The sequence below is a fragment of the Limnohabitans sp. 2KL-17 genome (assembly GCF_003063415.1).
Classification (GTDB): Bacteria; Pseudomonadota; Gammaproteobacteria; order Burkholderiales; family Burkholderiaceae_C; genus Limnohabitans_A.
Window position 1 is genome coordinate 36,399 of the sequence record NZ_NESK01000011.1, and the last position, 15,348, is coordinate 51,746.

Genomic DNA, 15,348 nt, shown 5'->3' on the forward strand with positions numbered 1-15,348 from the left:
CAGGTTGGCGACTTCAGGGGTTTTGGTACGCTCAGGCCATGAATGCTTTGATTGCAGAAAATTTGGCGCATGTTCAGGCTCAAATTGAGGCGGCTTGCCTTGCAGCGGGCCGTACCCCGGGCAGCGTCCGTTTGTTGGCCGTTTCCAAAACCTGGGGGCCGGATGCCGTGCGTCAGGCCCATGCCGCCGGCCAAACCGCCTTTGGTGAAAACTACATCCAGGAAGCGGTCGACAAAATCACCGCCCTGCGCGGCTTGCCTCTGGAATGGCATTGCATCGGCCCGATCCAGAGCAACAAGACGCGCTTGGTGGCCGAGCACTTTGACTGGGTGCACAGCATCGACCGCCTGAAAATCGCACAGCGCCTGAGCGAGCAACGCCCCGAAAACCTGGCGCCGCTGCAGGTGTGCATTCAGGTCAATGTGGATGGTGGTGCCACCAAGTCGGGTGTCGCACCGCAAGACTTGCCCGCGCTGGCGCAGGCGGTGGCGGCCTTGCCCCGTTTGCAGCTGCGTGGCCTCATGACCATCCCCGAGCCGGCCGAAACTGCTGCGCAGATGCACGCGGTGCACGCGCAAGCCAAAGCGCTTTTTGAAGCCCTGCGCCGGCAAGGTTTGCCGCTGGACACCTTGTCGATGGGCATGAGCGCCGACCTGGATGCCGCCATAGCCGAAGGCAGCACCCTGGTGCGGGTGGGCACCGCCATTTTTGGCAAACGCTGAGTTCTCAGGCTTTGCGGTCCGTGCTTGGCGTTTTGGCCGTGTTGGCTGGGCTTCCAAGCTTCATGGGCTGTTTTGCACGTGAATCAATACCCGTCTGAATTGTCCCGGACTTGACCGGCTCGCGCCTGGGCTGCGCCGCACAATGCCCCGATGCAAGACATTCGATCTCCCCTTCAAGCGCAGGTGGTGCAGTGGTTGGTGGCCAGCGGCGATGCCGTGGCTGCTGGTGATGTGCTGGTGATTCTGGAAGCCATGAAGATGGAGCACGAAATCCGTGCCACCCATGCCGGGCGACTGGGTGAGGTTTACTTTGAGGCCGGCGAGGCCGTGGGTGAGGGCGAAGTGCTGGCCGCGTTGACGGCACCGACTGAACAGTTGACCGAGGTGTTGCTGTCGCCAATCAGCGTCACCTTACAAGGCTTACCCGCTGAGCGCGCAGACCTGGCCAAGCTGCAAGCGCGTCTGTCATTCACGCAAGACGCGTTGCGCCCCGACGCAGTGGCCAAGCGCCACGCATTGGGCCTGCGCACCGCACGCGAAAACATCACCGATTTGTGCGACACCGGCTCGTTTGTCGAATACGGCGCTTTGGCTGTGGCGGCGCAAAGCCGCCGCCGCACGGCCGACGACCTGATGCGCAACACCCCGGCCGACGGCATGGTCACGGGCATCGGTTGCGTGAATGGCCAGCGTGTCGTGGTCATGGCCTATGACTTCACCGTGCTGGCGGGCACGCAAGGCATGCGCAACCACCAAAAAACCGACCGCATGCTGGGCATCGCCTTGCAGAACAATTTGCCAGTGGTGCTGTTTGCCGAGGGCGGCGGTGGGCGTCCCGGTGATGTCGACGTGGCCATCGTGGCCGGCTTGAACCTGGCGACTTTTGCCTCGTTTGCGCGCCTCAATGGCCGTGTGCCAGTGGTGGGCGTGGTGGCAGGGCGTTGCTTTGCGGGCAATGCGGCGCTGCTGGGTTGCTGCGACGTGATCATTGCCACGCGTGACAGTAACATCGGCATGGGCGGCCCCGCCATGGTCGAAGGCGGTGGCCTGGGCGTTTTCAAGCCCGAGCAGATCGGCCCAAGCGGCATTCAGCATGGCAACGGCGTGATCGATGTGTTGGTGGATGGCGAGGTGCAGGCCGTGGCAGTGGCCAGGCAGTACCTGTCTTTTTTTCAAGGTGCGCAAACCGATTGGCAGGCGCCACCCGCCGAGGCGCTGCGCCAGGTGGTGCCCGAAAACCGCTTGCGCGTGTACGACACCCGAACGGCCATGCAAGGCATCACCGACGAGGGCAGTGTTTTGCAGCTGCGTACGGCTTTTGGCCTGGGTATTCACACCGCTTTGGCGCGGGTGGGTGGTCGCCCGGTCGGCATGCTGGCCAATAACCCTTTGCATTTGGGTGGCGCCATCGATGCCGATGCTGCCGACAAGGCGGCCCGCTTCATGCAGTTGTGCAATGCACATGGCTTGCCCATCGTGAGCCTGGTGGATACGCCAGGATTCATGGTTGGGCCCGATACCGAAGCCACGGCCCAGGTCCGCCATGTCTCGCGCATGTTTGTGGCGGCAGCGCACTTGCGGGTGCCGCTGCTCAGCGTGGTATTGCGCAAGGGCTATGGCTTGGGCGCGATGGCCATGACTGGCGGCGGCTTTCATGAAACCCTGGCCACCGTGGCCTGGCCCACTGGCGAGTTTGGTGGCATGGGCCTCGAAGGCGCGGTGCGCCTGGGCTACCGCAAAGAGCTTGAAGCCTTGCCCGAGGGCCCCGAGCGCGAGGCCTTGTTTGAACAACTGCTGGCGCAGCAATACGACAACGGCAGCGCCATCAACATGGCGGCTACGCTGGAGATCGATGCGGTGATCGACCCTGCGGCCACACGCGATTGGTTGGTGGCGGGTTTGCAGGCGGGGCAGATCAAGGCGGCCAGCGGGACCTTGGCGATCGATACTTGGTGAGGCCCTAGCCCGTCAACAGCCCGGCAACAGCCAGGCTAACGGCCGCAGCAGTTTTATACCCGGGGCACCCGCGCAGGCAACACCGTGCCCACGCACTCGCCAAAGCCGATGCGCGCTGCACCGGTTTTTTCACACCAGCCGCGCAGCACCACGCTGTCGCCGTCTTCCAGCCAGGTGCGTTGCTCGCCATTCGGCAAGGCCATCGGGTTTTTGCCACCGGCGGTCAGCTCGATCAAAGCCGCGGCCTGGTCCAGCGTGGGGCCAGACAGGGTGCCGCTGCCAAACAGATCGCCTGGTTGCAGGTTGCAACCGTTCACCGTGTGGTGAGTGACCATTTGTGCCACGGTCCAGTAGGCGTGGCGGTAACTGGTGCGGCAAATGCTGGCGTCGGCTTGTCCTGCCGCGCGCATTTGCGGTGTGAGCAGGCCCACTTTCAACTGGATGTCAAAAGCCCCCCCGCTGCGGTTGGCCGCCGAGTCCAGATAAGCCATGGGCTGTGGGTCTTCGACCGGGCGGGTGAAGGGCACGCGGTATGGCGCCAGAGCTTCGAGCATGACCACCCATGGCGACAGGGTGGAGGCAAAGCTCTTGGACAGGAAGGGTCCCAGGGGCTGGTATTCCCAACCCTGGATGTCGCGGGCCGACCAGTCGTTGAGCAGGCAGATGCCGAACACATGGTCTTCGGCTTGGGTGATGTCGATGGCTTCGCCCAATGCGTTGCCGCTGCCGATGAAAATCCCCAGCTCCAGCTCGATGTCCAGGCGCTTGCTGGGCCCCAAGGTGGGCTCGGTGGCACCGGGTGGCAGGGTCTGGCCCACCGGACGGCGAAACTGTTGGCCAGAGATGCCGATGCTGGAGGCGCGGCCGTGGTAACCGATGGGCACCCATTTGTAATTGGGCAGCAGTGGGTTGTCTGGGCGGAACAGTCGGCCGATGTTGGTGGCGTGGTGCACCGAGGTGTAGAAGTCGGTGTAGTCACCAATGCGGGCGGGCACATCGAATTGCGCCTCGGCTTGTGGCACCAAGCAGGCTTGCAATGCGGCTTGCTCTGCAGCACCTTCGCGCAGTGCGCGTGACAGGGCCAGACGCAAGGCGCTCCAGGCCACATGGCCCATCGCCATCAAGGCATTGAGTTTGTCTTGGGCACCGGCTTGCACGGCTGCAGCTGCCGCGCCCTTGAAGACGCCCGTTTGGGCCACCGCAGCCAGGTCCAGAATTTGGTCGCCAATGGCGACGCCGCCACGAAAGGCTTCAGCCGAGCCTTGGTGACGAAACACCGCAAAGGGCAGGTTCTGGATGGGGAAGTCGCAGCCAGACAGGTGGGCCGAGCGGACCCAACTTTTCAGGGCGGGGTTGTGGGTTTCGTTCAAGGAGGTCATCGTGTTCTTTCATCAAGCCGCGCCGGCCTTGTGCATCCCGGCAGGCGCATGTCAAAGGTCTTGCAGGGCCGTGGCAATGTGTTGCTGGAATATCTTGTCGTCGGCCAGCGCATTGGCATTGAGCAAGGCCAGTTTGACGAGAAACAACGGCGTCTTGTCAGGGCCGGCTTGGTCCATGGCGGTGGCCAGCGCGTCGTACACGGTCTCAAGACCGTCAATGGAAAGTGCTTTGTCAGACATGGATTTCTTTCTTATTGCGGCAGGGCCGTGGTCAAGGCGGCTTGCAAGCGTGTGGCATCAAGTGTGAGCCAGCGCGCACAAATGTGCTGGTCGGGGCGCAGCAAATACGCCCCGCCATTGGCTGGCACGCCATAGCGCTCGCGCAAGTGGCCATCGTTATCGGGCAGTGTCGTGTTGGCACCGGCCACGGCGTGTGCTGCACCGACCGCAGTCACGTTCAAAGGCATGCCGTTTTTCCGTGCGGCATCGATGACGGTTTGCAGCGCCTGGGGAATGGCGGGTGCATCGGTGAAGTACAGCAGGTCAAAGCCGCCACCCAGGTGGTCCAGCAAGAAGTCATTGGCGCCCAGGCGCACGTTTTGCGGCGGCGCACCGTGGGCAGGCCCGGCCTTGAACAAGCCGTTGTCGTCGCCCGTGTTGTTGAGCATGGAGTGCGAGTATTCATGTGGCCGCGAGGTGCGCCAGTGGTACAGGGGGCGCACGAAGGCCTGGGTGAGTGAGAGTGAGAGCACCGCATCGCGCAGCAGGCGAAATCCTTTGCTGGGGGGGTCATGAAGCGTGTGCTTTTGCCCGATTCGGTGACGATCTCGCGGGCCGCGCCCACGCGTTCGGCGCTGTGGTTGGATAGCAGCGTTTTGCCCGCCAGGCCCTTGGCTACCAAAGCCAAGTGCCAGCCTAAGGACTGCGCGTCCTGAAAAGCCGTGTTGGCCCCGCGCACACCGAAGATGGGCAGCAGGTGCGCTGCGTCGCCCGTGAAAATCACGCTGCCGTGTACAAAGTCGGGCAGTGTCAGGGTGCGTGCGGAGTAGACCGAGGACCAGTCCATTTCCCACGGTGTCCCTGCATGCCCGATCATGGCCAGTTGCGCGTTGATGCGGGTCTTGAGCGACTCGGGGCGAAGCGCTTGCTCGGGTGTTTCGCCTTCGGGCAACTGGTAGTCCACGCGCCAGATACCGTGCGGTTCGCGGTGCATCAGTATGGTGTTGCCGGGGTTCCAGTCGGGGTCAAAATAAGCCAGTCTTTCGGTGGGCAATGGCAAGTCGATGCGGATGTCGGCGATCACGAAAAAGCCTTCGTAAGACGCGCCCTCCATCTGCAGGTTCATCGCCGTGCGGATACCCGACCGCCCACCATCGGCAGCCACCACCCAGTCGCTTTCCAGAGCGTAGGGGCCCTCGGGCGTGTCGACTTCGAGCACGACATAACCGTCTTTCTGGTCGACCTGGTTGACCTTGTTGCCCCAGCGGAACTCGATCAGCGGGTTGGCTTGGCAGGCGTCGTGCAGGTACTCTTCCATGAACTGCTGCTGCACATTGATGATCGGGAAAAATCGGTCATCGGCATCGTGCGGCGCTTCCATGCGGAACACGCGCTGGCCCCGGTAATACGAGTTGCCAAAGCGCCAGGGCAAGCCGCCTTCGGTTATCCGGTCGGCGACGCCGACTTGCTGCAGAATTTCCATCGATCGGCGTGTGAAACAAATCGCGCGGCTGCCTTGCGAGAACTGCAACTCGGCCGACAGCACCACGCTGGCCACGCCGTGGCGCGCCAGCTCCAGCGCGGTCACCATGCCCGCCGGGCCAGAGCCGACGACCACGACTTTCTTTCGGTCCTGCTTCGGGTTAGCCGAGGCCAGCCAGGGCTTGAAAACTTCGTAGGTGTAATAAATGCAAGGACGCGCTTGGGTGGTGGGGGTGTGCATGGTGTGATGGCCTGGAGTGGGTTTCAGCGAGGGCGGGCGTGGGCGATCAGGCGGTCGAACAGGGCGCTCAAGCTCGCCTGCTCTTTCGCTGTGAGGCAGCCAAAAATCTGTTCGTTGCGTTGGTTGATCATGTCCATGGCGCGCTGGAACACTTGGCGCCCGGAGGGTGTGAGCGTGAGCACCACGCCCCGGCCATCGCCCGGGTGGTCGGCTTTGAGCACCAGACCCTGATCGGCCAGGGACTGCGCAGCCCGGCTGGCCTGGCCTTTGTTCAGGTTGGCTTTGTCGGCCAGCTCCTTGACCGACAAAGGCTCGAATGCGCCAATCGTCGACAGGCATCGCCCGTCGCTCATCGACAAACCAGTGCGCTCCGGGTAGGCCGATTGACTGTCGGCATCGGTCAGTTTGTGCAGTTGGTGCAGACGGTAGGTCAGCGTGCGGTCGAGCTGCGGGGTCATGTTTTTACCGGGTCTCTTTGCCTTGAAGAAGCTGGATTCTAGATTTATTTTGTTGCGAGCGCAACTATTTATGCCGTGGAGAGGTGTGTGCCAGCCCGTGAGCCAAAAAAAACGCCTGAGGATCGCTCAGGCGTTGTCTGGGCGCTTTTTTTACTCAGAAGCGTTCGAGCTCCGGGTGTTTGATCGCCCCCGCCCGCACCAACATCCGGCCATATTCGGCGCAGCGGTTGAGCGTGGGGATGACCTTGCCGGGGTTCAGCAGGCTGTGCGGGTCAAACGCGCGTTTGACTGCAAACATCTGTTCGTTTTCTTCCGCACTGAATTGCACGCACATGCTGTTGACCTTCTCGATGCCCACGCCATGCTCGCCCGTGACGGTGCCGCCCATGGCCACGCTGGTTTCCAAAATGTCGGCGCCAAACAGTTCGCAACGGCGCAGCTGGTCGGCATCGTTGGCATCAAACAGGATCAGCGGGTGCAGGTTGCCGTCGCCTGCGTGAAACACGTTCAGGCATTTCAGGCCGTACTTGATTTCCATCTCGGAAATGGCTTGCAGGATGTCGGCCAGGCGCTTGCGCGGAATGGTCGAGTCCATGCACATGTAATCGGGGCTGATGCGGCCTGAGGCCGGGAAAGCATTTTTGCGGCCGCTCCAGAACTTCAGGCGCTGGGCTTCGTCGCGGCTCACGGAGATGGCGGTGGCGCCGCAGTTGCGCAGCACCTCGCTCATGCGGCCGATTTCCTCTTCGACTTCTTCAGGCGTGCCGTCGCTCTCGCACAGCAAGATGGCGGCGGCGCTCAGATCGTAGTCGGCGTGGACAAAGTCTTCCACGGCGGCGGTCATGGGGCCGTCCATCATTTCCAGGCCGGCGGGGATGATGCCGGCGGCGATCACGGCAGCCACGGCATCGCCGGCTTTGCGCACGTCGTCAAAGCTGGCCATGATGCAGCGCGCCAGCATGGGTTTGGGCACCAGCTTGACAGTGACTTCGGTGGTCACGGCCAGCATCCCTTCGCTGCCCACCAGCACGGCCAGCAGGTCGTAGCCAGGGGTGTCGAGCGCGTCACTGCCAAATTCGATCGGGTCACCTTCGATGGTGAAGCCGCGTACCTTGAGCACGTTGTGCACTGTCAGGCCGTATTTGAGGCAGTGCACGCCGCCTGAGTTTTCGGCCACGTTGCCACCGATCGTGCAGGCAATCTGGCTGGACGGGTCGGGCGCGTAGTACAGGCCGTAGGGCGCCGCCGCTTCGCTGATGGCCAGGTTGCGCACGCCGCATTGCACCACCGCGGTGCGACTGACGGGGTCTACTTTCTGTATCTGGTTGAAGCGCGCCATCGACAGCGTGACGCCCATGCGGTGAGGCATCGCACCACCCGACAAGCCCGTGCCTGCACCGCGTGCCACCACGGGCACTTTCAGGGCATGGCAAGCTTTGAGCACGGCTTGCACCTGCGCTTCGGTCTCTGGCAACGCCACCACCAAAGGCCGCTCGCGGTAGGCCGTCAGGCCATCGCATTCATAGGGCGTGGTGTCCTCGGGCGTGTAGAGGATGGCGTCGGCGGGCAATACCCGGCCCAAGGCCTGCACCACAACGCGTTGGCGCTCGGCGCGTTCGGTAGCGGTCAGTTGCTGCGTTTCGGTGGGGTTGTTGGCGCTCATGGCATTCAAAACCTTGAAATGAAGCCTTGAATGTACGCCTTGGCCGGATGGCGTGGGTTGAATAATCTTTGACAGGTCTGTGAATTCAGCCCTTGCGTCATGAGCCCCTAGGCCAAAACGCTTTTGAGCCAGTCGGCAAAGGTGGCGCATTCCCAGCGCTCCATCGTGCCGGTGCGCCAGCACAGGTAGTGGGCGTGCGGGCTGGGGACGCTGCGCTCAAACAGGCGGACCAGTTGGCCGCTTTCCAGCCAGGGAGCCCCCAGTTTGGTGCGGATCAGGCCAACGCCCAAGCCCTGTGCCGCGGCGTCGCACATGAGGCCGATGTCATTGAAAGACGAGCCGTCCATGGGCTCGGGCCAGTCAAGGTCGTGCGCGGCAAACCAGGTGCGCCAGGGTTCCAGCGGGCTGCGCAACAGCGAAACGCCCTGCAGATCTTCCGCGCTGCCGAAAGGGCCGTTTTCGCGCAGCCAGGCGGGTGAGGCCAGCGGCGTCACATCGTCCTTGGCCAGGCACACGTGCTCTACATCCGAGTAACGGCCAGTGCCAAATCGCACCGTCAGGTCGGCGTCTTCGGCCACCACATCCAGCAGCGGAATGCTCACTTGCAAGGTGATGTCGATCTCGGGGTAGGCGTCTAAAAAATGTTTCAGGCGCGGCATCAGGATGGAGCGGGCAAAGGTGGGCGTGACCGCCAGGCGCAATTTGCGCCGTCCGGGGGTGTTGCTGGTGCTCGGGAAGCGCTGCAAGGACACCAGGCCTTCGCGCACATGGGCCAGATACTCGTTGCCTTCGGTCGTGAGCGAAAAATCCGACCGGCCAAACAGCTTGGTGCCAATGATTTGTTCCAGCTGCTTGACCCGGTGGCTCACGGCGCTGGGGGTCACGCACAACTCTTCGGCCGCCTGGGTCACGCTGCGCAATCGTGCCAGGGCCTCAAATGTCAAGAGGCACTGGATGGGCGGGATGCGCGAGGTGGTGGACATGGCTGCTTAATCGGTTGGGGGCAGAGCTAAAGATCTGTCCCTCTAAGCTTAATAGGTTGAGGACAGAGCTAAAGATCTGTCCCTCAAAGCTTAATCGGTTGGGGACAGAGCTAAAGATCTGTCCCTCAAAGTTATTTATTTAAAAATCACGGTTTTGTGGCCGTTGATGAGGACGCGGTGTTCACTGTGCCACTTGACGGCGCGGGCCAGCACCTGGCTTTCGGTGTCGCGGCCAATCGTGGTCAGGTCTTCCACGGTTTTGCTGTGATCCACACGGGCCACATCCTGCTCGATGATCGGACCTTCGTCCAGGTCAGCAGTCACGTAATGGGCCGTCGCTCCGATCAGCTTTACCCCCCGGTCGTGCGCCTGGTAATAAGGCTTGGCCCCTTTGAAGCTGGGCAGGAATGAGTGGTGGATGTTGATGGCGCGCCCCGCCAACTTGCGGCACAGGTCGTCACTCAATATCTGCATGTAGCGGGCCAGCACCACCAGTTCTGCACCTTCAGCCTGAATGACCTCGTATTGCCGGGCTTCGGCCTGCTCTTTAGTGGCCGCTGTGACCGGAATATGGTGAAACGGCACGTTGTAACTGGCGGCCAGTTGGTAAAACTCGCGGTGGTTGCTCACGATGGCGCGAATGTCCAGCGGCAGCAGGCCGCTCTTCCAGCGGAACAGCAGATCGTTCAGGCAGTGGCCTTCCTTGCTGACCATGAGCACGGTGCGCATGGTTTGGGCCGTGGCGTGCAGATCCCACTTCATCTGGAAAGCCTGCGCAAATTCGCCCCACTGTGCATGGAGGGTTGCGCCGTCTGACTGATCGCAAGCGAACTGAACGCGCATGAAGAACAAGCCCGTATCGTGGTCGTTGTATTGCGCGGCTTCTTCGATGTTGCCCATGCGCTCCAGCAAAAACCCCGACACAGCATGCACGATGCCAGTACGGTCAGGGCAAGAAAGGGTAAGAATGTAAGTGGTGGTCATGGGTGCAGGCTGCAGGGCTCGCCGTGACCGTTGGAGGGGTGGGCGCGTTTTTTTTCAACGGGCTTATTGTAAAGACCCCCCACCGCCTCGCCGCCCGGGCTGTCTCGTCAGGACTGGCGCCTGCCGGATTGCCCTTTAAACTATACAACCGGATTTACCTCAAGGAGTTTTGCCGTGGCCCATACCGACCTGAACATGGACAACCAGTGGTTGCCCTTCACGCCCAACCGCAGCTTCCAGCAAGACCCGCGTGTGTTTGTGGGTGCCGAGGGCATGCATTTCACCACCCACGACGGCAAAAAAGTCCTCGACGGCATCTCCAGCCTCTGGTGCGTGGGTGCAGGCCACAACCGCAAGCCGATCAACGAGGCCATCAAGAAGCAATTGGACACACTGGACTACGCCACCGCTTTTCAGGCCAGCAACGACAAGGCTTTCAAGGCCGCTGAAATGATTGCCGCCATGGCGCCGGGTGACCTGAACAAGGTGTTGTTTTGCAATTCGGGCTCGGAAGCGGCTGATACGGCCCTGAAAGTGGCACTGGCTTACCACCGCGCGCGGGGCGAAGGCCACCGCAATGTGTTCATCGGCCGAGAAAAGGGTTACCACGGCGTCAACTTTGGCGGCATGAGCGTGGGGGGCCTGCCCGCCAACCGCAAGGCCTATGGCGCGCAACTGCTGCCACGTGTGGACCACATGCGCTTCATCCATGACCCGGTGAACCACGCCTACATCCACCACGAAGAGCCGGTGTGGGCCGAAGACCCGTTGCTGGAGCTGGAAAACCGCATCCTGGTGCTGCACGACCCGAGCAACGTGGCCGCAGTGATCGTCGAGCCCATTGCGGGCAGCGCGGGCTGGTACATCCCGCCCCAGGGTTACGTGAAACGCTTGCGCGAGATCTGTGACAAGCACGGCATTTTGCTGATTTTTGACGAAGTCATCACCGGCTTTGGTCGCTTGGGCGTGAACTTTGGCGCCGACTTCTATGGCGTGGTGCCCGACATGCTGAATTTCGCCAAAGCAGTGACCAATGGTGTGATTCCGCTGGGTGGTGTGATTTGCCGTGACTTCATTTACGACGCGATGATGAACGCCAACTCACCCCAGCACGCGGTCGAGTTTTTCCACGGCTACACCTACTCCGGTCACCCCGTGGCCTGCGCTGCAGCGATTGCCACACTTGACTTGATGAAGGAAGAAAACCTGTTTGCCCGTGCCGGCGAAAAAGGCAAAGTGCTGGGCGATGCGATGCACAGCGCCTTCAAGGGCTTGCCCAATGTGGTCGGCATCCGCACGCTGGGCCTGGCTGGGGCGGTAGAGCTGTCCAGCATCGCCGGCTCGCCCGGCAAGCGCGTGTTCGACATCTTCATGGATTGTTTCCACAAAGGCGTGTGGGTGCGGCCAGCAGGCGAAAACCTGGTGATCTGCCCGCCTTACATTGTGGAAGACGCGCACATCGACCAGATCGTGCAGACAGTGGCCGACAGCATCCGCAGGCATGCCTGAACTGCCAACGTGTACCAACCCATTTCGACCGCCCATGCGCAGCAACCCTGCTGCGCATTGCGTGGCAGAGGGTGATTGGCGTGAGTTGGTGCGCACCGCGCCCCGCTGAGGGGCTTGTGGATTGGGGTGGATCGATTTTCAACTGGACGGGTGGGCACAAAAAAACCGCCTGAGAGGCGGCTTTTTGGGGGGTGCTGGCGTTCAGTGCACCACAACAGGGTGTTGCGCGAGGCCTGTGTAGCCTTCCAGGGTGTCTTCGACTTCTTCCTGGGTGGGGGTGTGTTGCTGCCACGCTTGGATTTGTTGCTGGAACATTTCTGCCCACGAGCCATCCAGGTAAACCTCTTTGCCCGAGCGTTTGTCCACGATTTCGAAACCATGGCGTTCCATCAGGGGCTTTTGGGTCACAGGAGCCGGTTCGGCTGGTGCGTTGGCCAGCACATGCATCACGGCAAATGTCTCAGATTCGTACAACAAGTTCATGCGTTATTCTCTATCAAGATCAGACTTGTAACTGGGGTCTTTTGCTTGAACTTCAAGATGGTGTGGTTTTCGCCCTGTTGGGGGCAGTTGCAGGCAAGGGCGGCAAAGGTTCTTTGCCGATCAACAGCAAGTCGATGAAGCTGCCACTGACCTGGCTGATGCGGATGCGCACCGGCATCCATGCGTTCTGCGCTGACACCCAAAACTCCACCTTGGCATCAAAACGGTTGCGTGGCTGACACACCCATTTGGCGGTGGGCACGGCTTGACCGTCGAGCATCAAGGTTTCGGGTGGGCCCAGGGTCAGCAGCCAGGGTAAGGCATCCCGTGTGGTGGCGGTCTGAACTTGCAAACGCGCGCCGGGCTGAAAGCGCTGGGGGTCGCCCGCCATCGCAGCAGCCAGTTGCACATAAAGACTGATCTGGTCTTGTGCGCCCGGCTCCAGCACCGCAACGGGCGCGTTGGAACTGAAGACCACCCGGTTTTTTGCGCGGTCAAAGTGGGCTGCACGCTCGTTGCGCCAGCTGTCTGAAAAGCGTGTGGGGGCCAGACCTGCGCTGGTGATGTCGCCCTGGCTGCGCCAGTGGCGTGAGCCAACCAGAAAAGCCTTCACCGACAGACCCAGTGCATAGGCGGCCTCGTTGTGTTGCCACCTCAGCTCGCCACTGGCGTGGTAATTCAGGCCTTTTTCCTGGCCTGTCATGCTGTAGCTCAGCAAGACCGGCGGCGGCAAGGCCCCAACTGGAATGGGCGGCAGTGAGGCGTTGGCTGCAGCGGGCGGTGTGGGTGTGGCGTTACTGGCTGCATCTGGCGCAGCTGCTGGTGCAACTGCCGATGCAGCTGTTGATTCAGATGTGGGTTCAGCTGCTGGCGGGTTGCTGGTAAGCGCCGCTTGCGCTGGGGAGTTGTCGGGTGTCAAGCCCGATTTTTCGGCGTTCGGCTGTTCGGGTGTTGCCACAGGTTCCTCGGCTTGGCCTGAAACGGATGGGGCTGGCTTGGCTGCTGGCTCGGTTTGAGCCACGGTCGCCACACGTGTGCGGGCTGTGGCAGGGGCAACTCTTTTGACCGGGGCGGCTTGAGTGGGCGAAGGGGGTATCCAGCGGGTTTGCAGGGGGGCTACGCGGATGGCCTCGGCCGTTTGAAGCCGCCAGTCCATGGCCCCGGTCAGGCTCAAGAGCAATACCAGGTGGAGGGCCAGCACCGTGACCGCTAGCCAACCCAGGGTGCGGCGCGAAGGGCGCTTTGCCCCGGTCGGGGCTTTGGAGGTAGAGGGTCTTGCAGGCACCACGGGCATCACCGTTCAGCAGGCACGCCAGCCCAGATCGGCCGAAAGTTGCTGGGCAAAATGACGCAGGTGTTGAGCGATGGGTCCGTCCCAAGCGGTGTCCATCGTGGCCGATGAGCCCAAAGACACCACGCCCAATGCCAAATGTCCATCTGCGTCAAACACGGGGGCGCAAAACCCAGAAATACCGGGAAGCAAGACATTCACCACGCGGCCCAAGCCTTGTTGGCGCGTTTCTTTCACCATGGCCTGCACTTGGGCGGGGGTGCTGGGCAAGTCGCTGCGCCCGAGTTTGCGGGCCACAGCCAACTCCTGCTCGATCATGGGGCCTGTTTTGTCGGCCGTACCGCCGTGGCTGTTGAACGCGGCAAAGCAGCGCCCCGTGGCAGACGACAGCAGTGGCATCACATCACCCAGGCGCAAACTGACGGGCATGGCCAGCGGTGTTTCTTGCCAGTGCACCAGGGTTGGCCCCCGGTTGCCCCAGACGGCCAGGGCCATGGTGTGGCCAGTGGCCTCGATCAGCGCAGGCAAACGCTCCCGGGCCATCTTGACGGCGTCCAGGCGAGACAGGGTGGCCAGCCCCAAGCGCAAGGTGGCAGGGCCCAGTTCGTAGCGGGTGCTGGTGCTGTCTTGCACCACCAGGCCAAGGCGCTGGAAGCTGACCAGATAACGGTGGGCTTTGGCGGCGCTCATCTGGGCGGCGGCTGCCAGGTCGCGCAGCATCAAGGGACCCGGTGCTTGCGCCAGCACATCCAGCAGGGCAAAACCGACCTCGACCGATTGAATGCCTGCGCGTTCCTTGTCGCTGTGCTGGGGAGGGGAGGCCGTGCTGTCTGTGTCCATATCGCCTAGAATCTTGTTTCGTTTAGTTAAACGAGTTTAACAATGCGTAACTTATCGGTGCTTCACACTGTAGCGCATCGGGACCAGAACGGACACACTTAACATGAAATTGGCGACCTACAAAGACGGCTCACGCGATGGACAACTCGTGGTGGTTTCGCGTGACCTGAGTACCGCACATTATGCGACCGGCATTGCCGGCAAATTGCAGCAAGTACTGGATGATTGGAACTTTCTGGCCCCTCAGCTGGAAGACCTGTATACGACACTGAACCAGGGCAAGTCACGCCACGCTTTCCCTTTTGACCCCGCGCAATGCATGGCACCGTTGCCCCGCGCTTACCAATGGGCTGACGGCTCAGCCTACCTCAACCACGTTGAGTTGGTCCGTGCGGCACGCAACTCTGAAGTGCCCAGCAGTTTTTACACCGACCCGTTGATGTACCAGGGCGGCAGCGATGACTTCATCGGTCCTTGCGACCCGGTGGTCTGCGCCAGCGAAGCCTTTGGCATCGACTTTGAAGCCGAAATCGCCGTCATCACCGGCGACGTGCCCATGCAGACCAGCGCCGATGAGGCCATTGAAGGCGTGCGCCTGGTGATGCTGGCCAACGATGTGAGCCTGCGCAACCTGATTCCGAACGAATTGGCCAAAGGCTTTGGCTTCCTCCAGAGCAAGCCTGCCACCGCGTTCAGCCCGGTGGCCGTGACGCCCGATGAATTGGGTGAAGCCTGGCAGGGCGGCCGTGTGCACTTGACACTGCAGTCCACCTGGAACGGCCGCAAGGTCGGCATGTGCGAGGCGGGCCCCGAGATGAGCTTTCACTTCGGCCAGCTGATCGCCCACATCTGCAAAACTCGCAATGTGCGTGCCGGCACCATCGTGGGCAGCGGCACGGTGAGCAACAAGAGCGTGGAAGTCAACGGCCAACCCGAATGGCCCAAGGGCTACAGCTGCATCGCCGAAAAACGCGCCATCGAAACCATCCTGAATGGCCAGCCCAGTACAGAATTCATGAAATACGGCGACACCATCCGCATCGAGATGAAGGGCCTGAATGGCGAGAGTTTGTTCGGGGCTATTGAACAGGAAATCGTGCCGCTGGTTAATTGAGCCAAGGGTTCAAAACCTGATTGA

At 61.7% G+C, this 15,348-nt stretch carries 13 protein-coding genes and 1 pseudogene; 4 read left to right on the plus strand and 10 right to left on the minus strand.

Translation table 11 applies throughout. From position 1 onward, the window contains the following. Nucleotides 1-38 precede the first annotated feature (38 nt). Nucleotides 39-722, plus strand: coding sequence for a YggS family pyridoxal phosphate-dependent enzyme (locus tag B9Z45_RS06895; RefSeq protein ID WP_108406495.1), 684 nt, complete (start codon nucleotides 39-41; stop codon nucleotides 720-722). A 159-nt stretch (nucleotides 723-881) separates the two neighbouring features. Then, a complete protein-coding gene (locus B9Z45_RS06900) occupies nucleotides 882-2,678 on the plus strand; it encodes a carboxyl transferase domain-containing protein (RefSeq protein ID WP_233252115.1) in 1,797 nt (598 codons plus the stop codon). Between the two features lie 53 nt (nucleotides 2,679-2,731). On the opposite strand, the gene fahA is transcribed toward B9Z45_RS06900, so the two are convergent. The 7 genes and pseudogenes from fahA to purU all read right to left on the minus strand — a co-directional run bounded on the left by fahA (nucleotide 2,732) and on the right by purU (nucleotide 10,087). Then, nucleotides 2,732-4,057 (minus strand): fumarylacetoacetase, encoded by a 1,326-nt coding sequence (gene fahA / locus B9Z45_RS06905; protein WP_108406497.1) that lies wholly within the window; start codon nucleotides 4,055-4,057, stop codon nucleotides 2,732-2,734. 51 nt (nucleotides 4,058-4,108) lie between these two features. Next, nucleotides 4,109-4,297, minus strand: a complete 189-nt coding sequence (locus B9Z45_RS06910; RefSeq protein WP_108406498.1) for a DUF2783 domain-containing protein — start codon at nucleotides 4,295-4,297, stop codon at nucleotides 4,109-4,111. Between the two features lie 11 nt (nucleotides 4,298-4,308). Next, nucleotides 4,309-5,999 (minus strand): annotated as a pseudogene (locus B9Z45_RS06915) (FAD-dependent monooxygenase). Nucleotides 6,000-6,022: 23 nt separating this feature from the next. Then, nucleotides 6,023-6,457 carry a MarR family winged helix-turn-helix transcriptional regulator gene (locus tag B9Z45_RS06920; protein ID WP_108406499.1) on the minus strand — a complete coding sequence of 145 codons (435 nt, stop codon included), beginning with the start codon at nucleotides 6,455-6,457 and terminating at the stop codon, nucleotides 6,023-6,025. 154 nt (nucleotides 6,458-6,611) lie between these two features. Continuing rightward, nucleotides 6,612-8,120: an FAD-linked oxidase C-terminal domain-containing protein gene (locus B9Z45_RS06925; protein WP_108406500.1), complete on the minus strand. Its 1,509-nt coding sequence runs from the start codon at nucleotides 8,118-8,120 to the stop codon at nucleotides 6,612-6,614. A gap of 107 nt (nucleotides 8,121-8,227) precedes the next feature. Then, nucleotides 8,228-9,103 (minus strand): LysR substrate-binding domain-containing protein, encoded by an 876-nt coding sequence (locus tag B9Z45_RS06930; protein ID WP_108406501.1) that lies wholly within the window; start codon nucleotides 9,101-9,103, stop codon nucleotides 8,228-8,230. A 135-nt stretch (nucleotides 9,104-9,238) separates the two neighbouring features. After that, nucleotides 9,239-10,087 (minus strand): formyltetrahydrofolate deformylase, encoded by an 849-nt coding sequence (gene purU / locus B9Z45_RS06935; RefSeq protein WP_108406502.1) that lies wholly within the window; start codon nucleotides 10,085-10,087, stop codon nucleotides 9,239-9,241. 174 nt (nucleotides 10,088-10,261) lie between these two features. Here purU and B9Z45_RS06940 point away from each other — a divergent pair, with 174 nt between their 5' ends. Beyond that, the gene (locus tag B9Z45_RS06940; RefSeq protein ID WP_108406503.1) at nucleotides 10,262-11,596 is read left to right on the plus strand and encodes an aminotransferase class III-fold pyridoxal phosphate-dependent enzyme; all 1,335 of its coding nucleotides are present in this window, start codon (nucleotides 10,262-10,264) and stop codon (nucleotides 11,594-11,596) included. Between the two features lie 201 nt (nucleotides 11,597-11,797). On the opposite strand, the gene B9Z45_RS06945 is transcribed toward B9Z45_RS06940, so the two are convergent. From B9Z45_RS06945 to B9Z45_RS06955, 3 genes are read right to left on the minus strand one after another with little or no spacing between them, the layout of a single operon-like run. Then, nucleotides 11,798-12,079, minus strand: a complete 282-nt coding sequence (locus tag B9Z45_RS06945) for a DUF3567 domain-containing protein (protein WP_108406504.1) — start codon at nucleotides 12,077-12,079, stop codon at nucleotides 11,798-11,800. Between the two features lie 52 nt (nucleotides 12,080-12,131). After that, entirely contained in the window at nucleotides 12,132-13,373 is a 1,242-nt protein-coding gene (locus tag B9Z45_RS06950; RefSeq protein ID WP_108406505.1) for a DUF3108 domain-containing protein, read from the minus strand. Between the two features lie 6 nt (nucleotides 13,374-13,379). After that, the gene (locus tag B9Z45_RS06955; RefSeq protein WP_108406506.1) at nucleotides 13,380-14,210 is read right to left on the minus strand and encodes an IclR family transcriptional regulator; all 831 of its coding nucleotides are present in this window, start codon (nucleotides 14,208-14,210) and stop codon (nucleotides 13,380-13,382) included. Between the two features lie 103 nt (nucleotides 14,211-14,313). On the opposite strand from B9Z45_RS06955, the gene B9Z45_RS06960 reads away from it, so the two are divergent. After that, the gene (locus B9Z45_RS06960) at nucleotides 14,314-15,324 is read left to right on the plus strand and encodes a fumarylacetoacetate hydrolase family protein (protein ID WP_108406507.1); all 1,011 of its coding nucleotides are present in this window, start codon (nucleotides 14,314-14,316) and stop codon (nucleotides 15,322-15,324) included. Nucleotides 15,325-15,348: the final 24 nt, after the last annotated feature.

Bases quoted from the DNA above. Each gene is read 5' to 3' on its own strand.
- B9Z45_RS06950 (WP_108406505.1), bottom strand. From the start codon at position 13,373: ATGCCCGTGGTGCCTGCAAGACCCTCTACCTCCAAAGCCCCGACCGGG.
- B9Z45_RS06930 (WP_108406501.1), bottom strand. From the start codon at position 9,103: ATGTCCACCACCTCGCGCATCCCGCCCATCCAGTGCCTCTTGACATTT.
- B9Z45_RS06955 (WP_108406506.1), bottom strand. From the start codon at position 14,210: ATGGACACAGACAGCACGGCCTCCCCTCCCCAGCACAGCGACAAGGAA.
- purU (WP_108406502.1), bottom strand. From the start codon at position 10,087: ATGACCACCACTTACATTCTTACCCTTTCTTGCCCTGACCGTACTGGC.
- B9Z45_RS06920 (WP_108406499.1), bottom strand. From the start codon at position 6,457: ATGACCCCGCAGCTCGACCGCACGCTGACCTACCGTCTGCACCAACTG.
- B9Z45_RS06895 (WP_108406495.1), top strand. From the start codon at position 39: ATGAATGCTTTGATTGCAGAAAATTTGGCGCATGTTCAGGCTCAAATT.
- B9Z45_RS06960 (WP_108406507.1), top strand. From the start codon at position 14,314: ATGAAATTGGCGACCTACAAAGACGGCTCACGCGATGGACAACTCGTG.
- B9Z45_RS06925 (WP_108406500.1), bottom strand. From the start codon at position 8,120: ATGAGCGCCAACAACCCCACCGAAACGCAGCAACTGACCGCTACCGAA.
- B9Z45_RS06910 (WP_108406498.1), bottom strand. From the start codon at position 4,297: ATGTCTGACAAAGCACTTTCCATTGACGGTCTTGAGACCGTGTACGAC.
- B9Z45_RS06945 (WP_108406504.1), bottom strand. From the start codon at position 12,079: ATGAACTTGTTGTACGAATCTGAGACATTTGCCGTGATGCATGTGCTG.
- fahA (WP_108406497.1), bottom strand. From the start codon at position 4,057: ATGACCTCCTTGAACGAAACCCACAACCCCGCCCTGAAAAGTTGGGTC.